Raw genomic sequence first — 25,164 nt, forward strand, 5'->3', positions numbered from 1 at the left:
TTTCGGGGCAAGGCAACCCGAGCTTCGCTACCGTATCCAAGGTCGCGCATGCGCTTGGCCTAAAGATCACGGTGGCAGCGACCTAACAATGCGTTCAAGCCGACACCACATCGGGGCGCAAACCACATGGCAGGTACAGCTTGCCATGTGCTTCACGCCCCGCTGCGGCGCGGCTTAACTTGGGCGTTAGGCCCCGCTGGGAGGTGCATGGCGATGTGGAAGGGCGGCAACGAGAAGATGCGTCGAAACCTGGGCGCGGGAATGGCGCTTGGCGTCGCAATCGGCGCAGCGTTCGGAATTGTCCTTGGTAGCCCTGCCCTGAGCATCGGGCTAGGCATCGCTCTGGGCGTTGCCGCTGCACTCGCATTGTCCAGCCGGCGGCCAGGTAAGGTCGGTAAGTCGACGCCACGTTCTCGTGGTGACAACGGCGGCGGCTGGGCATGACAGTGCGTTCAAGCCGACACGGTAGTTCCTTCGCTTCAGTGGACACCCTGACCTAACGATCAGGAGTGTCTTCATGCTCACACCAGGCCCCATAACAACCTACCGTTACACCGATCATTTCAAGGCCACCGCAGTTCGCCTGAGTGAGCTTCCCGGCGTCTCCGTCGCCGACGTTGCCGAGTCGCTTTACAGCCCCCTTTCATGTTGTCTCGCTGACGCAGGCTGGCGCGAGAGGGCAGAACCGCAAGTGCCCGCCTTGGCGCGTCTTGGCTTGACTTGGGGGTTGGCGCCAATGGCAGCATTTCGCAAACTCAAGTTCACAACCGCTCTCACCTGGCTTGCGATCGGCATTTGCGTAGCGGCGGCTGGCATCCTTTTTACGTTTCCCGCGGATCCAATGATCTGGCAGGCGGCAACGTGGACTCTTGTAGCAGCGTTGTGCGCGCTGCTGGTTCTCGTCGTTGTGCTTGGCTATGTCATGGCTACGAATCAGGCCACAAGGACCTGGCGGCGCATCACCCCTTTTCTGATCGGCGTTGCGTGCCTTGCACCAGTTGCCGTCGGGCTGTTTTAGCCCGCACACTCAGCCATGACGTCAGAGAGGGCGGCATGGGTGGGGCCTGGCAAAGCGTTCGAGACGAAGCCGCTTCGCTCCATTCCGCGTCTCGGCTTGGCCCAGGTGTCAGGTCCGCATTTGGCCATGCAGAGGGTGGAGAGATTCAATGGCTCGATTTGGCGTCACAAACATCTACCTCCTGGTCGGACTCGGACTGCTTGCCGTTAGCGCCATTCTGGCGGCTTGGATCTTCTTCCAGCCTGCCGCGATCGCCCACAGCGACATGCGATTCAGGGTTGCCTACGGGAGCTTCATCGCCGGCCTCGTTCTGTATGTGATCGGCCGCGTGACGTTGGTGATGCAACGCCGGCCGCAGGCCTAGCAAATCATTCAAGCCGCTACTGCTTCGCGGCACGGCTTGATTCCGGTGCCAAGTCGCAGGGAGCCACATGGCCAGTCCAACCAACAAGCTTCTCGTATTCGCCGCTGCCCTCAGCGGACTCGCAGCGCTGGTACATCTGGCGTGTCTTGTCGTGGGCGCTCCGCTGTTTCGGCTCTTGGGCGCCGGAGAGCAGATGGCACAGCTGCACGGGGCCGGCCACTGGTATCCCACCGTCGTGACCCTGGCGATTGCCGGCGTTCTTGCTGCCTGGAGTGCTTACGCCCTGTCCGGCGCCGGCGTGATTCGCAGGCTGCCGTTGCGCCGTACTGTCCTGTCCGCCGTCACGGCCATCTACATGGTCCGGGGCGTCGCGTTCGTGCCGGTCATGGCGTACTTCCCTGGCAACAGCATGGTGTTCTGGCTCGTGAGCTCTTCAATCTGCCTGCTGATCGGCATCGTCCACCTTGTGGGCCTCCGGCAGTCCTGGGGCAGGCTGTCGTGCGGCTCGGCCCCGCTTGTTCGTTAGGCAGCGATGGATTCCTCGCTCCGCATCGAGTTCGCAGTCCGCTATCGGCTTGGAGAGTACCTTCGTTTCGTAACGGAGCACGCGTTCGACACAGAGGAGTCCTTGCAGACCCTGACGGGGGCAAGGCGACATGTGGCCCGCTTTACGCTGCTGTGTGTTGCAGCAATCGGGTTCGTGTACAAATCGTCGCGTGTCGGCCGATGCGACTTCACGATCGACGCTGCGGGCGTGAGCAGGCGCACCAGGCGTGGCCCGGGCTCTGTTGCCTGGGCCAGGGTGAAGGCAGTCCACATTTACAGCCCGGGATTTCTTGTCGAGCTCGAAAGCGGCGCCATGCCGATACCGTTCCGCGTGCTCTCACTCGAGCAGCAAAAGCAGTTCAGGTTGCTGGCCGCGGACCACCTTCCTGAGGGGCCGCAGCGTGGCCGTCCAGTCGAGCCCACACCGCTTCGCGGCGCGGCGTAGTCTGGCGTCAGGCGGCATGGGACGAGGTGCGGAAATGCTTGGGAAGGGCGCCGGATCATTGCTTACGGTACAGGCCTTCATTGCGGCACTGGATCATCCGCTCAAGCAGGAGATTGTCGCGCTCAGGCAGATCCTCCTCGGCGCGGACCCGGGGATCTCCGAGGAGAACAAATGGAACGCACCGAGCTTCAGGACGTCAGAGCACTTCGCCACGATGCCTCTGAGGGCCAAGGACTCGGTGCAGCTCATTCTCCATCTGGGAGCCAGGTCCAAGCGGGCGTTGCCGCCGGGCTGGATCCCTGATCCCCATGGGATCCTCAAGTGGCTTGGACCAGACCGTGCATCGGTCAGGTTCGCCGGTCGGGAGGACCTTGTGGTGAAGCGTGAGCCGCTGGTTGCAGTCGTCCGGGAGTGGATCAAGCATGTGTAGCTGCGTTCAAGGACACGCACGTCTCGGTCTTCCGGCCGTCGCTGCAGTGAGCACCGTGGCGATCGCGCGGCGGCCGAAAGTATCGCCGCGGGCATGAGAGGGTCCGCGGCGGTCGCTTCGGCGCTGGTGGCGTTCGCCGTCTTCGCCGCGCTGTCCCTGATTCGCGGCGCAGCTTGGCTCGAGGCACCTTTGCCGGGTGGTTTGCCGCTCGGCAACGGGCTGGTCGCTTCAGGTCTGTGTGCACTTGCGGGCGCTGCATGCCTGCTGAGCCTGCCGCGTTCCACGCTTCGCGCCGCCTCGCTGGTCTCGCTGGTCGCGGCCATGCTCTGGCTTCCCGTCTCGGTGGTCCTGGCAGGCAACCCGCAGCTCAATTTCAGCGGTGGCCGCGGGCTGGTATGGCTGGTACTCAGCGTGACGGTCCTGGCCGGTGCATGCTCTACTTTGCTCTGGGCGATGGGAGCCTGGGCGAGGAGACGCTTTCGGCCCATGGCCTGATCGGGCGCATCCGCGTTGACGATGCGTCCTGACGCCAGGTGCCGGGTTGCAATGGAGCGTATATGGGCCGGGAAACATGCAAGACCTGCGGCGAAGCCGTGGAGAACGGCTACACGATCTGCTGGAAGTGTGGCACCGGCGTCGATGGCAGCCCGCCGGCCGCGGAGTTCGTTCCCGACGCCCTGGCGCCAGGGGAAACACAGCGAACCCTGGCGTGCCTGCGCTGTGGAACCGGGTTGAGCTTCGTTCGCCGCATGAAGCTGCATGAGGGAAGCCTGTTGCCCGGTCTGCTGCTTGACGTTGGCAAGCTCTTCACCAACCGCGAGGGATTCGACACATACGCATGTCCTGGCTGCGGGAAGGTCGAGTTCTTCCTGGCCGGGTAAGCACCGCCCTCGAAAACGCCGCTCGTTGCTACTCTTCTGCCAATCGGGCGGCCCGCCCCGCCGATGCTCAAGGGGAACCGCCGTGAACGTCTGGATCGTCCTGCTCGCCGCACTGTTCGGCGTGATCTTCGGCCTGTGGGGCTGAGGCTTCATGGGTGCACCACGCAAGGAGGCAGGGCATGACGCTGACCGAGGATGAGATCCGCCACTTCAGGAATGTCCTGTGGGGCACGCGCTTCTGGGCGTGGTTCCGCTGGGTGCTGCTCGCCGTGCTGGGCTACACCGCCGCGGGACACCTGGGCGGCTGGAAGCCGGTGGCGCGCCCGGACTGGCTGGTGGCGGGAGCGCTCTACCTGCTGGTCGCCTGGCCAGGCCTGTGCCGCGTGTATGTCTTCCACACGCTGCGCCGCGTGCTCGAAGCCGATCCCGAGGCTCGCGCGCAGCTTGCGGCGGCGGGTGTCGACGTGTCCGGGCCTGGCAAGCGCGGCTGACGCGGCGCCCCGCGACCTGCGGGATCGGCCGCCGTCGCGTGTACGGGATTGCCGCACCGAAGGGTCACAGTTCTCCGGCCCGGGCGTCCTGCACTGACCCCGGACGATTTTGCGAGAACGCCATGACCCGCAGTGCACCGCGCTCGAACGCATGGATGGTCGGCATCGGCCTGGCCGCAGGCGCCGGACTCGGCAGCGCACTGGGGATTGTCTTCGGCAACCTGCCAGCTGGCCTCGCGGCCGGGGTGGCCGTCGGTCTCGTCGCCGGCGCGGCACTCTCGCGGCGCCGCTGACACGTCATCAGGCGGGCCGTACGATGGAACGCGGCCGGCCCCGCCCACGGGCAGCACCAGGAGAGGACCATGCAAGGACCCAGGGGAGTCGCGGCCGGCGTGGCGTCGGGAGTGGCTGTCTACGTCTTTGGCCAGGGCGCCTGACCGGGGCGCGCAGCGATGGAACTGCCCAGGATCCTTGCGCTCTTCGTCGCCACGGCGCTGGCGGAGATCATCGGCTGCTACCTGCCGTGGCTGTGGCTGAAGCAGGGCCGCTCGGCGTGGCTGCTGCTGCCGGCGGCGCTCAGCCTGGCCGTGTTCGTATGGCTGCTGACCCTGCATCCACAGGCGGCCGGGCGCGTCTATGCGGCCTACGGCGGGGTCTACGTCACGGTGGCGCTGATGTGGCTGTGGGCCGTCGACGCGGTGCGACCCTCGCTGACCGACTGGATCGGCGTTGGCCTGTGCCTGCTGGGGATGGCGGTGATCATGCTCGGCGCACGCCAGGGCTGAGCGATGCGCGGAGCCCACGCGGCGGGCTGGCGCGCCGCGCACGTGCCCGGCGCTTGGCCCTTTGCCGAACCCGATCCCGAACCCTAATTCGTACCAGTACCAGTACCGGCACCAGCACCGGCACCTGAGCCGCCACCAAAGCGCTCGCCGAAGAAGTCACCCTCGTTCCACACCGGCCGCGCATCCGCCTCGCCGATGCCCTGGGCGATCCTTGCCGACAGCCGCGCCAGGCGCGCGGCGTCGCCGTAGTGGATCGGCAGGTCGGCCTGGTCGCAGGGGCGGTGGTAGCAGTTGCGCATGAACCAGGTGGCGGAGACCTTGGGGTCGCGCTCGGGGTCGGCCGGCTCGATGCCGCCGTCGAGGTAGACGGCGGGAATGCCTTCGCGCACGAAGGAGAACTGGTCGCTGCGCACGAACACCGCCTCCTCTGGGAACGGGTCCGGCGAGACGCGCACGCCCACGTCGCGCGCGGCGTCCTCGACCACGGCCTTCAGCGACGAGTGCTCGACGCCGATCGGCACCACGTCGCGGCTGGGCGCGGTCAGCACCGGCATGTCGAGGTTGATGTTGGCCACCAGGGTGCCGCCGGCGGCGGGGTTGCGGGCGAACCAGCGCGAGCCGAGCAGGCCCTGCTCCTCGGCGGTGACGGCGACGAAGACCTGCGAGCGGCGCGGCGCTTGGCTGGCGGCGGCCAGCCCGCGCGCGGCCTCGGCCATGATCGCGACGCCCAGGGCGTTGTCGAGCGCGCCGTTGTAGATCGCGTCGCCGTCGACCGCGATGCCGGTGCCGACGTGGTCGAGGTGCGCGGTGTGCACGACGTATTCGTCGGCCAGCGCGGGGTCGCGGCCGCGCAGCACGCCGACGACGTTGCGCGACTCCAGCGGCTCGACCCGCGTGCGCACGGCCAGCGAGAGCTGCACCGGCAGCGCGAAGCCGTCGGCTTCACCCGAGCGGGCGCGCTCGGCCAGCTGGGCCGCGCTGCGCTCGCCGCCGGCGAACAGGGTGTCGGCGGCCGCGGCGCTGACGCGGGCAACCACCTTCAGCGCGGGAAACGTGTCCAGGCCACGGCCGTCGGCATCGCGCAGGCGCATCGCCGGCCGGTCCCAGGCCTCCGCGCTGCGCGCCCAGGGCGTGCGCACTTCGTCGGCGGCGGTGCCGACCAGCACGGCGGCCACCGCGCCGCGCTCGGCGACGCTGCGGAGCTTCTCGTCCAGCGCGGCATGGAAGGCGCGCCGGGTGTCGTCGAAGCGCTCGGGCGCGCCGCCGAACATCACCGCCACCTTGCCGCGCAGGTCGAGGCCGGCGAAATCGTCATGGTCGAGGCCCGGCGCATGGATCGCCTGGCCGACGAAGACCGCCGGCGCGTCGACCGCGGCATCGGCGGCGTTGAAGTTGGCCATCGGCAGGAACTGGTCCTGGAAGGCCAGCGCGACGGCGGCGCCCTCGAGCTGCACCTGCAGCTTGGCGCCCTCCGGCACCAGGGTGGCGCGCAGCAGCGGCACGCGCTGGAACCAGCCGCCGTCGTCGCCGCCGGGGGCGAGGCCGGCCTCGGCGAAGCGCGCGGCGACGTGGTCGGCGGCCAGGTCATGGCCCGGCGTGCCGGTTTCGCGGCCCTGCATTCGGTCGTCGGCCAGCGCGCGGACGTCGGCCTCGATGCGCGCGGCGGCGGGGTCCTGCGGTATTTCGGTGGCGCTGGATGCCGCCGCGGCGTCCGGATCGGCGCCGCGCTTGCAGGCCGACAGGCCGGGAAGCAGGGCGAGCGTGGCGGCGGTGGCGAGCGCGAGGGCGCGCGTCTTACGACGGCGTGGGGCGACGGGCATGGCGGGTCCGGCGGCGGTGAAGGCCACAAGCCTAGCGTGCGGTGGCCTCGCGCAGGAACGCCTCGCCGATCGCGCGGGCGTCGGCATAGGGTTCGGGCGCATTGCGGTTGGTCAGCATGACCACGGTGAGGCGCTGCGCGGGCCAGCGCAGGATCACGTTGCGAAAGCCGATGGTTTCGCCCGAGTGCCACAGCAGGCCCTGGCCGTCGAGGCGCCAGCCGTAGCCGTAGGCGGCGACGTCGGCCTCGCCGGTGGGCGTGGTGGTCTGCGGCGAGAAGGCCAGCGCGCGCGAGGCTTCGGAGAGCAGGCGGTCGTCGGCGAGCGCGGCATCCCACCTGGCCAGGTCGTCGATGGAGGAATAGATGCCGCCGTCGCCGAGCACGGCGCTGGTGGTGGACTGGTCGGTACGGCGCCAGCCGCCGCCGTCGGCGCTGTGGCCGTAGGCGCGGGCGTCGACGGTGTTGAGGCCATCGACGAAGGCGACGCTGTGCGTCATGCCCAGCGGAACGAAGATCCGTTCGCGCAGCACGTCCTGGTAGGGCTTGCCGGAGGCCTGTTCGACCACCAGCGCGAGGAGGGCGTAGGCGGAGTTGCTGTAGCGGTAGGCGCTGCCCGGGGCGAAGTAGGGTTCGCCGCCGCTGGCCAGCAGGCCGACCACGCCGGCGTCGCGCACCTGGCCGTGGAAATCGGCGGCCATCAGGTCTTCGTAGTCGTGCAGGCCCGAGGTGTGGCTGAGGAGGTGGTGCAGGGTGACGCCATCGGCGCTGGCCGGCAGCTCGGGCAGCCAGCGGCGCACGGGATCGTCCAGGCGCAGGCGGCCGTCCTCGGCCAGCAGCAGCACGGCGGCGGCGGTGAACTGCTTGCTGACCGAGGCCAGGCGGAAGTTCGTGGCCGGGGTCACCGGCGTGCCGGCATCGACGTCGGCGAGTCCGACGCTGCGGCGCAGGACCGGCTCGCCGTCGCGCAGCACCAGCAGGGCCGCGCCCGGCACTTCGCCGGTGTAGCGCTGCAGGCGGGCGTCGGCTTCGGTCATGGCGTCGCGTCCGGTGGCGGGGGCCCAGGGCAGGGCGACGGCGAGCAGCAGGACGGCGGTGGGCAGGCGCATCGCCGGAGTCTACCCGGCGAGGCCGTGGCCGATGCCGTCAGGGCCGATCCCGTCAGGACCGATCGCGCGGGGGGAACGGCAGGACCTTGCCGCGTTCGTCATCCGTGGGCTCGGGCCGCTGCCACAGCACCGGCACGTCATCCGGCAAGGCCGGTTCGAACTGCGCGCGCTCGGCGGCGGCACGCGCGGCGTCGGCGGCCGCCTGCTCGTCCTCGAGCTCCCAGCTGTAGCGCTTGCGCGGCGGCGCCGGGTCCAGCCGGCGGAACAGCCAGGCCGCGACGATCCCGCCCAGCGCGCCGCCCAGGTGCGACTGCCAGGACACGCCGGGTTCCCGCGGCAGCACGGTCAGCAGCATGCCGCCGTAGAACAGGAAGCCGATCATGGTCGCGGCGATGGCGGCGCGGTCGCGGCGCAGCACGGCCAGGGCGAACACCAGGAACATCAGCCCGTGGGTCACGCCGCTGGCACCCAGGTGCCACGACCCCGGCGCGCCGAGCGCCCAGGCGCCCAGGCCCGAACCCAGCCACATCAGCGGCAGCCCGCGCAGCGAGGCCCTGGGATACACCCAGCCGGCGAGGGTGCCGAGGAACAGCACCGCCGCGCCGTTGGCGACGATGTGGTCGAGCGAGCCGTGCAGCAGCGGCGCGGTGAGGATGCCGAACAGCCCGCGCGCGCTGCCGGGGGAGACCGCGAACAGGCGCGCGTCGAAGCCGGACTGGGCGGCATACACCACCGCAAGCAGGGCGACGAACAGGGCCGACGCGCCGACCGCACGACGGAACCGCCGCCAGTCGGCCGCGCGCTGGGCGGCGGAATCGGGCGGATGGTCGTGGACGGGCAGGTGCATGGTCGAAGCATGGCGGCGGATGCCGGCAACGCAAGGGTGGCGGCCGCGGCACGCCGCGCTTTCACTCGGCTGACGCCGGGCACGGCGGCAGGCGCCCACGCGCGACCCGGTAGAATCGCCGCCATGAACGAAGCCCTCCCCGTCGTCCGCCTGCGCAATGCCTGGCGGTCCAGCCATCCGTGGATTTTCCAGAAGCTGGTCGAGAAGCCGAACCCGCGGCCGAAGCCCGGGACCATCGTCGACGTGGCCGGCATCGACGGCGAGTGGATCGGCCGCGGCTTCTACAACGGCCACTCGCGGATCGCGGTGCGCATCCTCGAGACCGATCCGAACGTGCCGGTCGACGCGGGCTGGTTCTCGCGCAGGATCGCCGACGCCGTGGCGCTGCGCCGCGACGTGCTGCGCCTGGACGATGTGAGCGACGCCTGGCGCGTGGTGCACAGCGAGGGCGACGGCCTGAGCGGCCTGGTGGTCGACCGCTACGCCGACCTGCTGGTGCTGGAATACTTCAGCGCCGGCATGTTCCGCCACCGCGAGTGGATCATGAAGGCGCTGCGCGAGCAGTTCCCGGGCTGCCGCTTCCACGCCTTCGCCGACGAGCACGTGCAGAAGCAGGAAAGCTTCGACTTCCACGGCACGCCCGGCACCGAGCCCGCGATCATCACCGAGCACGGCATCCGCTTCCGTGCCGATCCGGCGGGCGCGCACAAGACCGGCTTCTTCGCCGACCAGCGCGAAAACCGCGAGTGGCTGAGCCGCCAGGTGGCGGGCAAGCGCGTGCTCGACCTGTGCTGCAACACCGGCGGCTTCGCGGTGTATTCGGCGGTGCGCGGCGCGGCGGACGTGGTGGGCGTGGACATCGACGCCGACGTGATCGAACTCGCCAAGGGCAACGCCAAGCTCAACGGCGTGCGCCCGCGCTTCGTGCAGGCCGACATCTTCCCGTGGCTGCGCGACGCGTCGAACGCCGGCGAGCAGTACGACGTGGTGATCCTGGACCCGGCCAAGATGACCCGCGACCGCGAGCAGGTGATCCCGGCGCTGAAGAAGTACCTGGACATGAACAAGCTGGCCCTGTCGGTGGTGAAGCCGGGCGGGCTGCTGGCAACGTTCTCGTGCACCGGGCTTGTGGCCGAGGACCAGTTCCTCGACATGCTGCGGCGCGCGGCGTTCTTCTCCAACCGCACGGTGCAGGTGCTGAAGGTGTCGGGCGCGGGGCCGGACCATCCGTTCATGGCGCATGCGCAGGAATCGCGCTACCTGAAGGCGGTGTTCTGCCGGGTGCTGGACTGACGCGGCAGTTCCCGACGGTTTCAGGCTTCCGGGGTTTCCCGGCTCTCCCGCGTCTGTAGGAGCGGCTACAGCCGCGATCGGGTCTGCCGGATGCCTCCAATCGCGGCTGTAGCCGCTCCTACAGGGGCTGCGGCTCGCGGTTTGCACAGGGTTTGTACAGGCTAAAGGTTGATCAGGGGCTAACCGGTCACTCCCTAGCGTGAGGCGTGCCGCGTCAGGCCACGGATCCGTGGCCTGACGCGGACATCCCTCCCTTGTCACCGCTCCGGAGCCTCCCATGCGTACCTGGCTGATCCTTCCTCTCACCGCCCTCGTTGCCACCTCCGCGCACGCCGCGGGTCCCGAGGCCGGCCGCTGGTCGATGTCCCTCGTGGGCGGCGTCGACGTGCCCGTGAATGGCGACGTCCACGATGGCGCCATCGCCAACGTGCCCGACCTCGGCCCGCTCAATCCCGACCTGGCCGGCGTCGACGCCGAACTGCGCATCGGCGCGCGCGGGCACGACCGCATCTACGACACGGCCGGCACCGTCGGCATCGAGTTCGCCTACGCCCCCAGCGATCGCACCGAATTCTTCGGCCAGGTCCGGCGCACCGAGGCCGATGACGGCATGGTGCAGGTGGGCGGCGCCTACGTGCCGGCACTCGACGTCGAGCTGCCGGTCTACGGCACGTTCGAGGACTATTCCGCGCTGTCGGCCGAGGTCGGCTACCGCCTGTACTTCGGCACCCCCGGCACGGCGCGTCCCTTCGTGGGTGCGCGGGTCGGTGCGACCCGCGTCGACGAGATCCGCGCCACGTTCGAGATCCCCGACGCCGGCATCATCATCCCCGACGCGCCGTTCTACGACTCGGGCTGGGTGGCCAGCGGCGGCCTGGACGTGGGCGTGATCGTGCCGATCGGCGAGACCTTCAGCATGACCCTGGCCAGCGGCGTGCGCTACACCGCTGACCTGAAGGACGACGACAGCGCGATCGGTGGCCTGGGCCTGGCCACCATCAACGACACGGGCAGCCGCTTCTCGGTGCCGGTGACGCTTTCGGCGCGATGGGATTTCTGATCGCGCCCGCGTGCCTGCCGGCCGGGTGACAGTCGGCGGGCACGTGTCTTTTTCCAGCGGTCGCAGAGGCTGCGATCGCCGCGGCTTACACTGGCCGCATGAACGTCGAACTGGTGTTGATGCTGGTCCTGGCCGTGGCGATCGCCGCCATCGTCATGCTGCTGGTGCAGCTGCGCCGCAACCCGCTGGCCGCCGAGCTGCGCGCCGAGCGCGAGGCCAATCGCGGTGCGGTGGAAGCCGCCGGGCGGCTGCAGGGCCAGCTGGGTGCGGTCACCGCCGAGCTCGAGGCCGCACGCGGCCGCCATGAGCGCGACGCCGCGGCGCTGGCCGACATCCGCGGCGAACTGGAAGCCGCACGCGCGCAGGCGGGACTGGCCGAACGCAGCCTGGCCGAACGCAGCGAAGCGCTGGCCTCGGCGCTGCGCCGCGCCGAAGCGTCCGAAAGCACCTGCGGCGAACTGCGCGAGCACTATCAGCGCTCCGAGCGCAGCTGCGCCGAACTCACCGCCAATCTCGAGCATTCGCACCGCGCGCGCGCCGAGATGCAGGCCTTCATCGACGAGGCGCGGTCACGCCTGTCGTCGGATTTCGCGGCGCTGGCCGGCAGGGTCTTCGACGAACGCGGCAAGCAGTTCGAAGCCAGCGTGCGCGCGGCCAGTGCGCAGGGCCGCACCGACATCGAGGGCCTGCTCAAGCCATTCCAGGACCGGCTGGGCGAGTTCCGCACCCGCATCGACACGCTCTACAGCGACGAGGCCAGGGAGCGCTCGGCGCTGTTCGGCGCGGTGACCGAGCTCAAGACCCTCAACCAGGACATGGCCGGCCACACCGCGGCACTGACCCGCGCGCTGAAGGGCAGCAGCAAGGTGCGCGGCGACTGGGGCGAACTGATCCTGGAAAGCGTGCTGCGCGGCAGCGGGCTGGAGGAGGGCGTGCACTTCGAGCGCCAGGCCGGCGTGCGCGACGAGGAGGGCCGCGCGCTGCGCCCGGACGTGGTGGTGTTCCTGCCCGACGAACGCAGCGTGGTGGTCGACAGCAAGGTCAACCTGGTCGCGTGGCAGGAGGCGATGGACGCCAGCGACGAGCCGGAGCTGCACGCGGTCGCGCTGCGCCGCCATTGCGACGGGCTGCGGCGCCACGTGAAGGACCTCGCAGACCGTTCCTATCCGGCGGCGATCGGTCCCGACGCGCTCGACGTGACCATCGCCTTCGTGCCGATCGAGGGCGCGCTGTCGGCGGCGCTGGGCTCGGACCCGACGCTGCAGACCTTCGCCTTCGAGAACAAGGTGGTGTTCGCCTCGCCGAACACGCTGATGGCGCTGCTGCGCGTGGTCGACCGGCTGTGGACGCGCGACCGCATCCACCGCCAGGCGCTGCAGATCGGCGAGACCGGCGGGCTGCTGCTGGACGCGCTGCAGGGCTTCCTGGAGGACTTCGAACAGGTGGGCACGCGGCTGGACGCGGTGCAGAAGTCGTACGGCAACGCCAAGCGCCGGCTGGACGAGTCCAACCGCAGCGTGCTGGCACGCGCGCGCCGGCTGACCGAACTGGGCGTGCGCGGCAAGAAGGCGCTGCGCGAGGAGCTGAAGCCGGATGCCGCCGGGCTGGCGCTGACCGCGACCGGGGACGGCTTCGACGAGCCCGCCGAAGCCGAAAGCACCGACGAACCCCTGTAGGAGCGGCTACAGCCGCGATTCGGCCTGGCGGTGCAACCCGCAACCGCCCCTGTAGGAGCGGCTACAGCCGCGATAGGACCTTGCGGTGGCGGTGATCGCGGCTGTAGCCGCTCCTACAGGGGAGATCGCGGCGGGGGGCGCGATCGCCAGGCCGCGTCGCGGTTGCGGCCGCTCCAACAGGGATCAGGGCGGGCTGGAGCCCGGGATGATCGGCATCACGTCGACGGGGACGGTGGGGTTGGTCTCGTCGTCGAGCAGGTAGTCGGGCAGGTCCTGCTGCTGGTCGCGGCGGATGCGGTCGCCGTGGATCTGGTAGTTGCGGCGCTGCATCCAGGCGTCGCGCACCAGGGCGTATTCGTCGGCGGCGCCTTCGCGCAGGCGGTCGACCGCGAACAGCTGGGTGCGCAGGTCGACCAGCTGCAGGCCCTGCAGGCCGATGCGCACCGTGTCGTCGTTGATCTGCCGGGTGGGCGAGACCTGGCCGTCGCCCACCAGGCCGAAGACATCGCGCACCGTGCGCGGCCCGAACAGGGGCAGCTCGACGAAGCGCGACTGCTCCCAGCCCCACACGCCCAGGGTCTGGCCGAAGTCCTCGCTGCGGTTGGGGATCTTCAGGTGGGTGGCGGGATCGAACAGGCCGGCCATGCCGATGGTGGCGTTGACCACGAACCGGCCCAGCGACTGCCCGGCCTGCTTCGGCTTGCCCTGCAGCAGCGCGTTCAGCGCGCTGACCGGCTGGCCGAGGTTGGAGAAGAAGTTGCCCACGCCCAGGCGCAGCGGGCGCGGCACCACCTTCACGTAGGCGCGCGCCAGCGGCTCGGCGACGGCGCGGTCGATCGCCATGTTGAAGCCGTGGACGCGGCGGTTCCAGTTCTCCCAGGGGTCATGCCCGGGAGAGCCGACCGTCGCCGGTTCAGGCAGGGTCGGATCGGCGATGGGGTCGTAGACGTCGCCGCCGTAGATGGCGGCGAAGTCGAGCTCGGCCTGGGTGGCGGCCGACACGGGGCCCTGGGCGGCCGGCGCTCCGGAGCCATCGGCGGCCATCGGCGCGCCGCCCGGGTCTTCTTCAACGGCAAGCGCACCGTCGCCGGTCTGGTTCGTGGCCGCGTCGGGCGGAACGTCCACGGCTGCGGACGTCGCTGCATCCTGGCCATGGCCCGCAGCGTCGCCGGCCGTTGGCGCCGGCGCTTCGGTGGCTGCAACCGGCATCGCGCCCGACGGTGCGGGCGCGCGCGGCGCCGTGCCCGCGCAGCCGGCCAGCAGGGCGACGCCCAGGGCGAATACGGCCAGCCGCCGCGGAGTGGATGACGGGCTGTGCATGTGGTGTGCGTCCATGTCAGGCGCCGAAGCCCAGCGCCGCGTCCAGGCGGTAGGCGGCGCGCAGGTCGGCGAGGCCGGGGGGGGTGCCGACGACCTCGATGCCCGCGCTGCCGGCGGCGTCGGCGAGTGCCGACAGCAGCGCCAGGCCGGCGCTGTCCAGTCGGGTCACGCCGGCGATGTCGATGCGGCGCGCGCCCGCGCACTGCGGGCGTGCGCTGCGCCACAGCGCGGGAACGGTGTCGCCGGTGGCGGCGCCGCTGACGCGCAGCGCGTCGCCGTCCCGGCTTATGGCGGCGTCAGGTGCCGGCATCGGCCTGGATCCGCCCGGCGCGCAGGTCGGCGGCGACGTCGCGGATCGGCTTGCGCGACAGCGGCGTGTCGAACTGCTGGCGGAAGGTCTGCACGAACGAGACACCCTCGACCATCACGTCGAACACGCGCCAGCCGTCGGCGGTCTGCCGCATCAGGTAGTCGACCGGGATCGGCTCGCCGCCCTGGCGCAGCATCTCGCTGGACACCTTGACGCCGAGGCCGCGCGGCAGCGGGGTTTCCGCCTTCACGCGCACCCGCAGGCGGGTGTTGAAGTCGAGCAGCGAGCTGCCGTAGCGGCGCATCAGGCTGTCGGCGAGCGCATCGGCGAACACCTTGACCTCGGCATCGTCGGCGCCGCGGCCGTGGCGCCCGAGCACCTGGCGGGCCGAGTACTCGCGGTCGAACATCTGGTCGAACTCGCCGGCGATGAAGGCCTGCAGCTTGCCGCGGTCGGCGGTGAACTCGGCGCGGCGCGATTCCAGCGTGGTGAGGATGCGCTGGCTGTTGTCGAGCACGAGCTTGCTCGGCGAGCCCTGCGTGGTGGCGGCGGCGGTGGCGGGCTTGGCCGCGGCGGCGGGCCCGGCCTGGGCGTGCGCGGACAGCGGCAGCGCGGCAAGCACCGCCGAGGCCAGCACGAGGGGAATCAGGGGACGAAACGTCATGGGGTGGGCTCCGTGGGGGGCGGGGTATCGGTTGCGGGGTCTGCGGGGCCATCCTCGCCACCGCCGCTGAACATGTACTTGCCGACCATCTGCATCAGGTCGACGGCGGGCTGGGTGTAGACCAGTTCCTCGCCGGGCTGGAACACCTCGAGGTCGCCGCCCGGCTGCAGGCCAACATAGCTTTCGCCAAGCAGTCCGCCGGTGAGGATCTGCGCCGAGGTGTCGATCGGGATCTCGTTGAAGCGGCTGTCGATCGCCAGGGTCACGATGGTGTCGAACTTGACCGGATCAAGGTCGATCGCCGACACGCTGCCGATCGTCACGCCGCCGACCTTCACCGGCGCGTTGGGACGCAGCTGGCCGAGGTTGGTGAAGCGCGCGGTCAACTCGTAGCTGTCGCGGGCGAAGCCGAACTTGCCATTGGTCGAGGCCACCGCCAGCACCAGCACGGAGGCGAGCGCCAGCAGCAGGAACGCTCCGACGGCGAATTCGAGTCTGGGACCACGGGATGTGTTCATGGGGACCTCGGGGGGCACGAAGGGCAAGAGCTTTTTTGCCACGGATTTACGCGGATAAGAGCGGATCTACACGGATAGAGCTTTTCAATAGGAACGCTTTGGACCTATCCGCGTGAATCCGTGTGCATCCGCGTAAATCCGTGGCAAAAATGCTCTCCCGTCCATCACCGGAACAGCAGCGCGGACAGGACGAAGTTGAACATCAGGACCAGCAGGGAGGCGTTGACGACCGCGCGGGTGGTGGCGACGGAGGTGCCTTCGATGGTCGGTTCGGCGTGGAAGCCGACGTAGGCCGCGACCAGGGCCGCGGTGCCGCCGAAGATCGCCGACTTCATGAAGGCGACCAGGAAGTCGTCGTGGAAGTCGACCACGTCGCGCATGGTCTGCCAGAAGGTGCCGTTCTCCACGCCCAGGATCTGCACCGCCTCGAACCAGCTGGCCGACAGCGCCAGGCTGACGAAGAACGCGGTCAGCAGCGGCACGCAGATCACCGCTGCCCAGAAGCGCGGCGCCACGGCCTTGGCCACCGGGTCGATCGCCATCAGGCCCAGGGCCTGGATCTGGTCGGTGGCGCGCATCAGCGCCAGCTCGGCGGCGATCGAGGACCCAGCGCGGCCGATGAACAGCAGCGCGGTCAGCACCGGCGCCAGCTCGCGGTACAGGCCCAGCCCGATCAGCACGCTGACCTGGTTGGCGGCGCCGTAGGTCTCCAGCGCGCGATAGCCGAGCAGGGTGAGCGACAGGCCGACGAAGGCACCGCCCACGGCAATGATCGGCAGCGAACGTGCGCCGATCTTGTAGATCTCGCGCAGCAGCTCGGCGAAGAAGTCGGGCGTCGGCTTCGAGGCCCTGAACACCGACAGCGAGAACAGTCCGGCGCGGCCAAGCGAACGGGTGCTGGAGATGAAGGGCATCAGCGGGCCTCGGCGTCGGGATGCGGCGCAGGGGTGGCGCCAGTTGCGGCGTGCGCCACGCCCGGGGTCCCAACGGTGGCGCCGGCTGCGGGCGCCAGAACGCGCGCAGGCTCGGCGGCTTCGGCACGCGCCAGCGCATCGCGCGCGCTGGGCTGGGCCGAGGTCGGGTCGAAGGCGATCGGACCGTCGGGCTCGCCGCGCAGGAACTGGCGCAGCAGCGGGTCGTCGCTGGCTTCGAGCTCGGCCGGCGTGCCGGCGAAGACGATGCCGCGGTTGGCGGTCACCAGCACCTGGTCGGCGATCGGCAGGGTCTCGCGCACATGGTGGCTGACGATGATGCTGGTCATGCCCAGGGTGGCGTTGAGGCGCGCGATCAGCGACATGATCACGCCCGACGCGATCGGGTCGAGGCCGGTGAGCGGCTCGTCATAGAGCATCAGCGGCGGGTCGAGCGCGATCGCGCGCGCCAGCGCCACGCGGCGCGCCATGCCGCCCGACAGCTCGCGCGGGTACAGGTCGACGGCGGTGCGCAGGCCAACGGCGTGCAGCTTCATCAACACCAGCTGCTCGATCACCGGCAGCGGAAGCCGGGTGTGCGCGCGCAGCGGCAGGGCCACGTTCTCGCCGGCGCTGAGGTCGGTCAGCAGGCCATTGCCCTGCAGCAGCACGCCGATGCTCTTGCGCAGCTCCAGCAGCTCGCGATGACGGCGCGGCACGGGCTGGCCAAACACTTCAACGCGTCCCGCGGCCGGGACCAGCTCGCCGGTCAGCGCCGCGAGCAGGGTCGACTTGCCGCTGCCGGACGGGCCGAGGATCGCGGTCACGCTGCCGCGCGGCACCTCCAGGTCGATGCCCGACAGGATCGTGCGCGCACCGCGATCCAGGCGCACGCCGGAGAGGCGGACGGCGGGGACGTGCGATGCGGGCTGCGCAGCGTGGGGCATGGGCCTGGACGGTAGCGGGGACAGAACCGCGGAAGCATCTCGCGTCACGGCTGAACGCGGGCGGAGCGGATCGCCCCATGATTATCGCCCATGTCCCCTGTAGGAGCGGCTAAAGCCGCGATGGCCCGCGGTCGCGGCAAGGCGACCATCATCATCGCCAGCGCGGATCGCGGCTGTAGCCGCTCCTACAGAGGGGTGCCACACGCCTGATCGCGGCTGTAGCCGCTCCTGCAGTGGGCGCGTCTGCAGTGGCGGTATCAGCGGCTGCGACGGGGCTGCGGCATCATGGCTGCATGACCCAGGGGACCGGCGACTTCCGCCTCTATCACTCGAACGCGCTCGACGTGCTGGCCGGCCTGCTGGCCGCCGAGTTGCGCACGCCGGCGCCGGGACAGGGTCTGCTGGAGCCCGATGTCGTGCTGATCCCGCAGCCGGCGATGCGTCGCTGGCTGCAGGCCACCCTGGCCGAGGCGCACGGCGTGGCGGCCAACCTGGAGTTCCTGACGCCGGGCGAGTTCGTGCAGCGCGCGCTGGATGCCAACGTGCCCGGCCGCGGCGAGGATCTCGACGTCGCGGCGCTGCGCTGGCGCATCCACGCGGCGCTGTCGGATCCGGCGGTGCTGCGCGACCGCGCGCTGCAGCCGATGCGCGCGTACCTGGACGCCGCGCCCGATCCGCTCAAGGGCTGGTCGCTGGCCGGCGAACTCGCGCAGGCCTTCGAGAAGTACAAGGCCTGGCGCCGCGAGTGGCTGCTCGCATGGGAGGCCGGCGAGGCGCCGCGTGATCCGCAGGCCGCGCTGTGGCGGCGCGTGGCCGGCGGCACGGGGCACCGTGCGCGACGCATCGAGGACTACCTGCGCGGCTTCGCGGCGCCGGGCGCGCCGCTGCCGATGGGACTGCCGAAGCGCCTGTTCGCCTTCGCCATCCTCAACGTCTCGCCCGACGTGCTGCGCGTGATCGCAAGCGTTGCGCGCGTCGGCACCCTGCACCTGTACGTGCCCTCGCCCAGCCGCGACTACTGGGGCGACCTGCAGCGCGCGCGCGGCGGCGATCCGGACGCGGCGGCCGGCGAGAACCCGCTGCTGCGCGCCTGGGGCGCGGCCGGACGCGATTTCATGGCGGTGCTGGGCAACTACGAAGTCGTGCACCCGGACATCGAGTTCCGCGGCGACGCCGATCCCGGCGAAGGCGGCGGCGCGCTCCAGGGCAGCCTGCTGCGCCGGCTGCAGTCGGACCTGTTCCACCGTCTGCCGTCGCCGCCGCCGGCGCCGACCGCGGACGATCCGCGCACGCGCCTGCCCGCGCTGCGCCGTGATGATCCCAGCCTGCAGGTGCACGCCTGCCACACCCGCCTGCGCGAGCTGCAGGTGCTGCACGACCAGCTGCGCGCGCTGTTCGAGCCCGGCTCGCCCGAAGGCGCGCGCTTCGATCCGCCGCTGCAGCCGCGCGACGTCGCGGTGCTGGCGCCGGACATCGATCCCTACCTGCCATACCTGGACGCCGTGTTCGGCGGCCGCGGCCGCGCGGACGCCGGCTTCAACCAGGCGATTCCCTATGCCGTCGCCGATGCCAGCCCGCTGGCCGGCGAGCCGCTGGCCGATGTCTTCCTGCGCCTGCTGGCGCTGCCGGTGGCGCGCTTCGGCCTGGTCGAGACGCTGGACCTGCTGGCCAGCCCGCCGCTGGCCGAAGCCGCTGCGCTGGACGCGGCCGCCTTCGATCGCCTGCACGCCAGGCTGCACGCCGCCGGCGCGCGCTGGGGCCTGGATGCCGCGCACCGCGCACGCCTGGATGCGCCGCCAGACGATGCCTACACCTGGGCCTTCGCCCTCGACCGGCTGCTGCTGGGCCATGCCACCGGCAGCGATGCGCCGATCACCGGCGCCGACGGCGGCACCGTCGCACCGATGCCGGAGCTGGAAGGCAGCGCGCTCGACGCGCTCGACACCCTGGTGCGGCTGCTGCGCGTGCTCGCCCGCCATGCCCGCGTGCTGGATGAAGCGCTGACGCCCGACGGCTGGCGCGAGCGGCTGCTGGGCCTGCTCGACGCGCTGCTGCCGCGGCCGCCTGCATCGCCCGCCACGCGCCGCGCGCTCGACCGTCTGCGCACGCTGGTCGATGACTTCGCCGCCGACGCCCGTCGCGCCGGCGTCGAGCTGCCGGTGCCAGCCGAGATCGTGCGCGCGCACTTCGCGGCCGCGCTGTCCGAGGCCGACACCCGCGCACCGCTGCTCACCGGCGGCGTCAGCATCGCGCGCATGGTGCCGATGCGCCTGCTGCCCTTCCGCGTGATCTGCCTGCTGGGCATGGACGACGGCGCCTTCCCGCGCCGCGATCCCGCCGGCGGCCTGGACCGGCTCACCTCGGAGCTGGCCGGTGGTGGACGGCGCCTGCCCGGAGACCGCTCGACCCGCGACGACGACCGCTTCCTGTTCCTGCAGCTGTTCGCCGCCGCGCAGGACGTGTTCTACGTCAGCTACCAGGGCGCCGACCCGCGCGACGGCAGCGTGCGCGAGCCTTCGGTGCTGGTGGCCGACCTGCTGGCCGCCGCCGATGCGCAGCACGCGCCCGAGGCGAAGGCGGCCGAGGCGTTGGTGGTGCGCCATCCGCTGCAGCCGTTCGCGCCGGCGGCGTTCGGTGGCGGCGACGAACCGCGACGCTTCTCGTACAGCGCACAGTGGTGGCCGGCGGCAGCGCAGCCGTTCGCCCGGCGGGTGGCGTTGCCGGCGTGGTTTGATGGGGTCGCCTTGCCTGCGATGGATGCAGACGAGAACGGTGGCAGCGACACGTCCGGCGGCACAGGCGGCTCTGCAAGAGCGTTGCCGACTGGCAGTACGGGCAGCGCGGCAAGCGACAGCAGGGCGGGCGGCAACAGCGTGCTCGCGCTCGATGCGCTCCGCAGATTCCTCCAGGCACCCGCCGAAGCCTTCCTGCGCCAGCGCCTCGGCCTGCGGCTGGCCGACATCGAGGACGTCGACGCGGACGTCGAGCCGCTGCTTGCCCCTGGCCGCGGGTTCGCCCGGCAGGTCCTGCAGAAGGCGGTGTTCGACGCCGTGCTGCGCGGCGACGATGACGCCACCACCCACGCGCTGCTGCGCGCGCGCGGGCTGCTGCCGTCGGGCCCGCTGGGGCGGCGCGCGCTGGAGCAGATGCGCGGACAGGTCGATCCGTACGCGCTGGCGTTTGGCGGCTGGCGCGGCGATGCCACGCCGGATGCGCATCGCGTCGAGGTGGCGCTTGATGGCGTGACCCTGCAGGGCCGCCTCGCCGACGTCTACGACCACGGCATCGTGCGCGTGCGCTTCGATCCACCCGCCGGCCAGTCGGCGATCCGCAACGGCCTGGACTGGCTGCTGGCCAGCGCCGCGGGCCTGGCCAAGCCGCTGGTCGAGTTCCACGAAGACCGCGAGCTTGGCGCCGGCCCGCATCTGCGCGCGCCGCTGGATCCGGCGCAGGCGCGCGCGCTGCTGCGCATGCTGGTCGCGCTGCAGGACCGCGGCCTGCGCGAGCCGCTGCCGTTCGCACCCTACAGCGGCTGGGAGTTCTTCAAGGCCGGCGACATGCGGAAGGGCCTGGAGGCCGCGTCGAAGAAGTGGCATGGCGGCGACTTCAGCTGGGGCGAAAGCACCGGCGAGGCGCTGCAGCTGGCGCTGCGCGGGCGCGATCCGTTCGCCGACGAGGCCACGCAGGTCGCCTTTGTCGACCTGGCGATGCGGATCTACGGCGCCGTGGCCAAGGGCGAGCTCTATGCCGGGACCGACCTCGCCGCGCTGCGCGCGATTGCCGCCGGGCTCGACGTGGAGGAGGCGGAATGAGTGGCGCTGAAACGACATGAGCAAGGCGGAAGAAATGACCCCGGACACTAGCGCCGCGTCCTTGTCGCCCGGTGATCCGTACCTGGAACTCGCGCTCGACGGCGTCCACGCCATCGAGGCCTCGGCGGGCACCGGCAAGACCTTCACCCTGGCCACGCTGGTGGTGCGCCTGGTCGTCGAGCGCGGCCTGCGCGTGTGCCACGTGCTGGCGGTGACGTTCACCGAGGCCGCGACCCAGGAGCTGCGCAGCCGCATCCGCGCGCGCCTGCTGCTGGCCGAGCAGCTGGTCGGCACGCCGCCGCCGGCCGATGCCGCGCCGGACGCCACGCTGACCCACGCCGTGCTCGACGCACACCTCGCGCGCGGCATGGAGAGCGCCGACGCCCTGCGCCGCCGCCTGCACGCGGCGGCCAACGACATCGACCTCGCGGCCATCTTCACCATCCACGGCTTCTGCGCCCGCGTGCTGCGCGAGCACGCGCTGGAAGCGGGGCAGGCCTTCGATGCGCCGGAGTTGCTGACCAGCGACGCGCCGCTGTACGAGGCCATCGCGGCCGACCTCTGGCGCACGCATGGCAGCGACGGCGAGGCGGCCGACGATCTCCTGGCGCTGTGGCCGCAGGGCCCGCCGTCGCTGGCCTGCGACCTGCCGCTGCTGGTGCGCGAGGACACGCTGCGCCCGATGCTGTCCGAGCTGCCGGCCGACCCCGCGCCGCGCCTGCACGCGACCGGCGAGGCATTGGCCGAGGCCTTCCGCGCGGATGGCGACGACTTCCGCGCGTCGCTGGTCTCGGCGGTGGAAGGCAAGGTGCTGCACGGCGGCAGCTACAAGGCCGCGTGGATCGCCGAGCTGTTCGACTCGCTGCGGCAGTGGTGCCACGCCGGCGAACGCGGCACGCCCTTCCAGCACGCCAAGCTGCCGCAGCTCACGCGCGACACCCTGCAGCAGCGCACCAGCGTCAAGCACGCCGGCCGCACGCCCGACTCGCCCGTCTGCGATGCCGTGCCCGCTTACCTCGACGCACTCGCCGCGATGGCCGAGTGGCAGGACGCGCGCCGGGTCGAGCTGCTGCATCGCCTGCGCGACGACGCCCGCCAGCGCGTTGCCCGCGCCAAGCGCCAGCAGCGCGTGCAGACCTACGACGACCTGATCGACCGCGTGGCCGATGCCATCGACGGTCCCGGCGCCGGCGAACTCGTCGCACGCCTGCGCGCCCAGTACAGCGTCGCCTTGGTCGACGAGTTCCAGGACACCGATGCCCGCCAGTGGCGCATCTTCGACCATGTCTTCGGCGCCGCCAGCGCCACGCTGCACGGACAGTCGCCCGCACTGTTCGTGATCGGCGATCCCAAGCAGGCGATCTACGGCTTCCGCGGCGGCGACGTCGAGACCTACCTCGCCGCGCGCGACACGGCGCGCGACGCGCCGCCGCTGTCGCGGAACTTCCGCTCGCGGCCCTCGGTGCTGCGCGCGGTGTCGGCGCTGTACGCACAGGCGCAGGCAACCTCCGATGCCGACGCGTCGGCGGATCCGGCCAGGACGATCCCGCCGCCCTTCATCGACCCGCGCATCGGCTTCCGCGAAGTGCTGCCCGGCGGCGTGCGCAGCGACGCGGACTTCCTGCGCGATGGCGCCGCGGCGCCCGCACTCACCCTGTGGCGCGCGCCGCTGCCGGACGACGTCGACAGCAAGGGCAAGCGGAAGCCGCACAGGGCCGGCCGCTCGCGCGAGTTCGCCACCGCCGCCTGCGTGGCCGCGATCCACCGCGTGCTGGGCGATGCGCGCGCCGGCAGGGCGAGCATCGAGGGCCGCCCCGTGCAGGCCGGCGACATCGCCGTGCTGGTGCGCACCCACAGCGAGGCCACGCGCATCCGCCACGCGCTGGCGATGGCCGGCATCCCCGCGGTGGCCGCCGGCAGGCAGAGCCTGTTCGCCACGCCCGAGGCGCGCGACCTGCACGCCCTGCTGCTCGCACTGCTGCACGGCGCCGACGACGGCCGCCTGCGCATGGCGCTGTCGACCGTGCTGGTCGGCCTGGACGCCACCGCCATCGCCGCGATGGACCAGGACGGCGACGCGCTGCGCCACTGGCAGCTCGAAGCCCTGGGCTGGCGCGAGCGCCTGCAGCGCAGCGGCCCGCTGGCCCTGGTCAATGCGCTGTGCGCCGAACACGCCGGCCGCCTGCTGGGCCTGCTCGACGGCGAGCGGCGCCTCACCAACTATCTGCAGCTGGCCGAGCTGCTGCAGGACGCGCAGTCCCGCGCGCTCGGCCTGCACGGCCTCGTCGACTGGCTGGCGAACGCCATCGCCGACGCCAACGCCAACGACGAGAGCCAGCTGCTGCGCCTGGAGTCGGACGCGAAGCGCGTGCAGGTGGTGACCCTGCACAAGAGCAAGGGCCTCGAATACCCGCTGGTGTTCATGCCCTTCGCCGCCATCGGCGCGCATGCGCGCAATCCGGGCCAGCGCGCCGTGGTCAACATCGAGGGCCGGCGCGTGCTGCACTGGAAGCTGCTGGCGTCGCAGTCGGGCTGGGAGGAGGCGAAGGATGCGTGGACGCTCGCCCAACGCGCCGAGGACGCGCGCCTGCTTTACGTCGGCCTGACCCGCGCGCGCCATGCGCTGTGGCTGGCGACGGGGATGTTGTGCAACCACGACAGGTCGCCGCTGCAGCACATGGTGGCCAAGCCCGAAGCGCTGGTGGACGCACTGGGTGCCGACGTCGTCGCGATCGACAGCGACGCGCCGCCGGCCTCGCTGCCGTGGCTGCCGCCCGCCTCCGCCGACGTCGTGCCGCCGGCACGCACCGCCGCGCGGTCGCTCGCCAGCGACTGGTGGGTTTACAGCTTCACCCAGCTGGCGAATGCCGAAGGGCAGGAGGACACGGCGGCCAGTGCGACGCAGCCGGCGGCGGGTGGGCAGGACGAGCCCTCGGGCGAGGTCGATGCCGACGTGGACGTGACGATGTCCGCGAGCGCGCGCGTTGATGCGGGCCGGGGCATTCGCGACGCCGTCCCTGCGGATGAGGGCATTCGCGACGCCGCCGCCGCGGGCGCGGACGCGCACGACGACGTCGCCGGGGACGCAGGCATCGGCGCGCGAGACGCCCTGCATCCGCCAAGCGCCGGCGCAGCGGCCCACGTCTTCGACCCGCGCTTCGCCGGAACCCGCTTCGGCGTGGTGCTGCATGACGTGCTGGAACACACCGACTTCGCGCGCTGGTCCACGTGGACGCCCGGTGCGCCCGCGCCCACGACCGACGACACCGCGCTGATCGCCGAACGCCTGCGCGCCGGCGGCTACCCGGCCGAAGACATCGACGACGGCATCAGTGTGCTCACCCCGCTCATCGGCCACACGCTCACCGTGGCCCTGCCCGAAGGCGTGCGCCTGGCCGACGTACCCGCGGACCGGCGCCGCCCGGAGATCGAATTCCAGTTCGCGCTCGCGCCCACGCGCGTCGACGCGCTGCTCGCGCTGCTGCACCGCCACGGCTTGCTCACCGCGCGCCAGGGCTTCGGCGCGCGCCGCCGGCTGGAAGGCCTGATGACCGGCCTGATCGACCTCACCTACGTGCACGACGGTCGCTGGTACGTGCTCGACTACAAGTCCAACCGCCTGCCCGGCTACGGCTCCGCGCAGCTGGATGAGGCGATGGCGCACAGCGAGTACGACCTGCAGGCGCTGATCTACACGCTGGCGTTGCATCGCTGGCTGCACTTCCGGCTGGATGACAGGTACGACTACGCCCGCGACTTCGGCGGCGTGCGTTACGTGTTCTGCCGCGGCCTGGATGCCGCGCGCACGGATGCGCAGGGCGTGCAGGCTTGGCGCTTTGATCCGGAGCTGGTCGAAGAACTCGACGCGCTGTTTTCTGGCCACTCCGTGGAGGTTGCGGCATGAGCACGCTCCCGCTGTTT

General features: G+C 71.2%; 22 protein-coding genes and 1 pseudogene. 14 read left to right on the forward strand and 9 right to left on the reverse strand.

All coding sequences use genetic code 11. The annotated features are described in order from the left end of the window. Positions 1-517: 517 nt before the first annotated feature. From JG616_RS10445 to JG616_RS10485, 9 genes are all read left to right on the forward strand, one after another. Positions 518-1,018, forward strand: coding sequence for a hypothetical protein (locus JG616_RS10445; protein WP_199392536.1), 501 nt, complete (start codon positions 518-520; stop codon positions 1,016-1,018). A gap of 148 nt (positions 1,019-1,166) precedes the next feature. Further along, positions 1,167-1,382 carry a hypothetical protein gene (locus tag JG616_RS10450; RefSeq protein ID WP_199363103.1) on the forward strand — a complete coding sequence of 72 codons (216 nt, stop codon included), beginning with the start codon at positions 1,167-1,169 and terminating at the stop codon, positions 1,380-1,382. A gap of 193 nt (positions 1,383-1,575) precedes the next feature. Continuing rightward, a complete protein-coding gene (locus tag JG616_RS10455) occupies positions 1,576-1,908 on the forward strand; it encodes a hypothetical protein (protein ID WP_234446536.1) in 333 nt (110 codons plus the stop codon). 421 nt (positions 1,909-2,329) lie between these two features. Further along, entirely contained in the window at positions 2,330-2,803 is a 474-nt protein-coding gene (locus tag JG616_RS10460) for a DUF1801 domain-containing protein (protein WP_199392537.1), read from the forward strand. Between the two features lie 126 nt (positions 2,804-2,929). Next, entirely contained in the window at positions 2,930-3,298 is a 369-nt protein-coding gene (locus JG616_RS10465) for a hypothetical protein (RefSeq protein WP_199363096.1), read from the forward strand. A 98-nt stretch (positions 3,299-3,396) separates the two neighbouring features. Further along, positions 3,397-3,684, forward strand: coding sequence for a hypothetical protein (locus JG616_RS10470; protein WP_199392538.1), 288 nt, complete (start codon positions 3,397-3,399; stop codon positions 3,682-3,684). A gap of 179 nt (positions 3,685-3,863) precedes the next feature. After that, positions 3,864-4,175: a hypothetical protein gene (locus JG616_RS10475; protein WP_199363092.1), complete on the forward strand. Its 312-nt coding sequence runs from the start codon at positions 3,864-3,866 to the stop codon at positions 4,173-4,175. Positions 4,176-4,297: 122 nt separating this feature from the next. Then, positions 4,298-4,468: a hypothetical protein gene (locus JG616_RS10480; protein WP_199363090.1), complete on the forward strand. Its 171-nt coding sequence runs from the start codon at positions 4,298-4,300 to the stop codon at positions 4,466-4,468. A gap of 159 nt (positions 4,469-4,627) precedes the next feature. Further along, positions 4,628-4,960, forward strand: a complete 333-nt coding sequence (locus JG616_RS10485; RefSeq protein ID WP_199363089.1) for a YnfA family protein — start codon at positions 4,628-4,630, stop codon at positions 4,958-4,960. A gap of 83 nt (positions 4,961-5,043) precedes the next feature. Here JG616_RS10485 and JG616_RS10490 read toward each other — a convergent pair whose 3' ends face one another. The 3 genes from JG616_RS10490 to JG616_RS10500 form a co-directional block, all read right to left on the reverse strand. Then, on the reverse strand, positions 5,044-6,780 hold the full coding sequence (locus tag JG616_RS10490) for a M20/M25/M40 family metallo-hydrolase (protein WP_199392539.1): 1,737 nt from the start codon (positions 6,778-6,780) through the stop codon (positions 5,044-5,046). A 31-nt stretch (positions 6,781-6,811) separates the two neighbouring features. Next, complete coding sequence (locus JG616_RS10495; protein ID WP_235973111.1) at positions 6,812-7,813, reverse strand: serine hydrolase domain-containing protein; 1,002 nt, start codon at positions 7,811-7,813, stop codon at positions 6,812-6,814. Positions 7,814-7,937: 124 nt separating this feature from the next. Next, positions 7,938-8,732 carry a rhomboid family intramembrane serine protease gene (locus JG616_RS10500; protein WP_199363086.1) on the reverse strand — a complete coding sequence of 265 codons (795 nt, stop codon included), beginning with the start codon at positions 8,730-8,732 and terminating at the stop codon, positions 7,938-7,940. Between the two features lie 123 nt (positions 8,733-8,855). Between JG616_RS10500 and JG616_RS10505 the strand changes: the two genes are divergently transcribed. The 3 genes from JG616_RS10505 (at position 8,856) to rmuC (ending at position 12,761) form a co-directional block, all read left to right on the forward strand. After that, entirely contained in the window at positions 8,856-10,025 is a 1,170-nt protein-coding gene (locus JG616_RS10505; RefSeq protein ID WP_199392541.1) for a class I SAM-dependent rRNA methyltransferase, read from the forward strand. Positions 10,026-10,302: 277 nt separating this feature from the next. Next, entirely contained in the window at positions 10,303-11,085 is a 783-nt protein-coding gene (locus JG616_RS10510; protein ID WP_199363083.1) for a hypothetical protein, read from the forward strand. A gap of 98 nt (positions 11,086-11,183) precedes the next feature. Continuing rightward, complete coding sequence (gene rmuC, locus JG616_RS10515; protein WP_199392542.1) at positions 11,184-12,761, forward strand: DNA recombination protein RmuC; 1,578 nt, start codon at positions 11,184-11,186, stop codon at positions 12,759-12,761. Positions 12,762-12,944: 183 nt separating this feature from the next. On the opposite strand, the gene JG616_RS10520 is transcribed toward rmuC, so the two are convergent. From JG616_RS10520 to JG616_RS10545, 6 genes and pseudogenes are all read right to left on the reverse strand, one after another. Next, on the reverse strand, positions 12,945-14,081 hold the full coding sequence (locus JG616_RS10520) for a VacJ family lipoprotein (protein WP_199363079.1): 1,137 nt from the start codon (positions 14,079-14,081) through the stop codon (positions 12,945-12,947). Positions 14,082-14,097: 16 nt separating this feature from the next. Next, positions 14,098-14,391 (reverse strand): STAS domain-containing protein, encoded by a 294-nt coding sequence (locus tag JG616_RS10525; protein ID WP_199363077.1) that lies wholly within the window; start codon positions 14,389-14,391, stop codon positions 14,098-14,100. Next, positions 14,378-15,055, reverse strand: a complete 678-nt coding sequence (locus JG616_RS10530; protein WP_199363075.1) for an ABC transporter substrate-binding protein — start codon at positions 15,053-15,055, stop codon at positions 14,378-14,380. Before JG616_RS10530 ends, JG616_RS10525 begins: the two co-directional genes overlap by 14 nt. Next, positions 15,052-15,573: an outer membrane lipid asymmetry maintenance protein MlaD gene (gene mlaD / locus JG616_RS10535; protein ID WP_199363073.1), complete on the reverse strand. Its 522-nt coding sequence runs from the start codon at positions 15,571-15,573 to the stop codon at positions 15,052-15,054. Before mlaD ends, JG616_RS10530 begins: the two co-directional genes overlap by 4 nt. Before the next feature lie 164 nt (positions 15,574-15,737). Further along, positions 15,738-16,487, reverse strand: a complete 750-nt coding sequence (locus JG616_RS10540) for an MlaE family lipid ABC transporter permease subunit (protein WP_199392543.1) — start codon at positions 16,485-16,487, stop codon at positions 15,738-15,740. Positions 16,488-16,654: 167 nt separating this feature from the next. Further along, positions 16,655-17,431 (reverse strand): annotated as a pseudogene (locus JG616_RS10545) (ATP-binding cassette domain-containing protein); the annotation flags it as partial. 293 nt (positions 17,432-17,724) lie between these two features. Here JG616_RS10545 and recC point away from each other — a divergent pair. Next, on the forward strand, positions 17,725-21,243 hold the full coding sequence (recC, locus tag JG616_RS10550) for an exodeoxyribonuclease V subunit gamma (RefSeq protein WP_199392545.1): 3,519 nt from the start codon (positions 17,725-17,727) through the stop codon (positions 21,241-21,243). Positions 21,244-21,277: 34 nt separating this feature from the next. Beyond that, positions 21,278-25,147, forward strand: coding sequence for an exodeoxyribonuclease V subunit beta (locus JG616_RS10555; RefSeq protein ID WP_235973099.1), 3,870 nt, complete (start codon positions 21,278-21,280; stop codon positions 25,145-25,147). The last annotated feature ends 17 nt before the right edge of the window (positions 25,148-25,164 follow it).

The organism is Luteimonas sp. MC1895, assembly GCF_016457215.1.
Classification (GTDB): domain Bacteria; phylum Pseudomonadota; class Gammaproteobacteria; order Xanthomonadales; family Xanthomonadaceae; genus Luteimonas.

Coding starts and splice junctions, on each gene's coding strand:
- JG616_RS10505 (WP_199392541.1), top strand. CDS start 8,856: ATGAACGAAGCCCTCCCCGTCGTCCGCCTGCGCAATGCCTGGCGGTCC.
- rmuC (WP_199392542.1), top strand. CDS start 11,184: ATGAACGTCGAACTGGTGTTGATGCTGGTCCTGGCCGTGGCGATCGCC.
- JG616_RS10445 (WP_199392536.1), top strand. CDS start 518: ATGCTCACACCAGGCCCCATAACAACCTACCGTTACACCGATCATTTC.
- mlaD (WP_199363073.1), bottom strand. CDS start 15,573: ATGAACACATCCCGTGGTCCCAGACTCGAATTCGCCGTCGGAGCGTTC.
- JG616_RS10485 (WP_199363089.1), top strand. CDS start 4,628: ATGGAACTGCCCAGGATCCTTGCGCTCTTCGTCGCCACGGCGCTGGCG.
- JG616_RS10520 (WP_199363079.1), bottom strand. CDS start 14,081: ATGCACAGCCCGTCATCCACTCCGCGGCGGCTGGCCGTATTCGCCCTG.
- recC (WP_199392545.1), top strand. CDS start 17,725: ATGACCCAGGGGACCGGCGACTTCCGCCTCTATCACTCGAACGCGCTC.
- JG616_RS10525 (WP_199363077.1), bottom strand. CDS start 14,391: ATGCCGGCACCTGACGCCGCCATAAGCCGGGACGGCGACGCGCTGCGC.
- JG616_RS10500 (WP_199363086.1), bottom strand. CDS start 8,732: ATGCACCTGCCCGTCCACGACCATCCGCCCGATTCCGCCGCCCAGCGC.
- JG616_RS10490 (WP_199392539.1), bottom strand. CDS start 6,780: ATGCCCGTCGCCCCACGCCGTCGTAAGACGCGCGCCCTCGCGCTCGCC.
- JG616_RS10555 (WP_235973099.1), top strand. CDS start 21,278: ATGACCCCGGACACTAGCGCCGCGTCCTTGTCGCCCGGTGATCCGTAC.
- JG616_RS10530 (WP_199363075.1), bottom strand. CDS start 15,055: ATGACGTTTCGTCCCCTGATTCCCCTCGTGCTGGCCTCGGCGGTGCTT.
- JG616_RS10495 (WP_235973111.1), bottom strand. CDS start 7,813: ATGACCGAAGCCGACGCCCGCCTGCAGCGCTACACCGGCGAAGTGCCG.
- JG616_RS10540 (WP_199392543.1), bottom strand. CDS start 16,487: ATGCCCTTCATCTCCAGCACCCGTTCGCTTGGCCGCGCCGGACTGTTC.
- JG616_RS10510 (WP_199363083.1), top strand. CDS start 10,303: ATGCGTACCTGGCTGATCCTTCCTCTCACCGCCCTCGTTGCCACCTCC.
- JG616_RS10455 (WP_234446536.1), top strand. CDS start 1,576: ATGGCACAGCTGCACGGGGCCGGCCACTGGTATCCCACCGTCGTGACC.
- JG616_RS10480 (WP_199363090.1), top strand. CDS start 4,298: ATGACCCGCAGTGCACCGCGCTCGAACGCATGGATGGTCGGCATCGGC.
- JG616_RS10450 (WP_199363103.1), top strand. CDS start 1,167: ATGGCTCGATTTGGCGTCACAAACATCTACCTCCTGGTCGGACTCGGA.
- JG616_RS10475 (WP_199363092.1), top strand. CDS start 3,864: ATGACGCTGACCGAGGATGAGATCCGCCACTTCAGGAATGTCCTGTGG.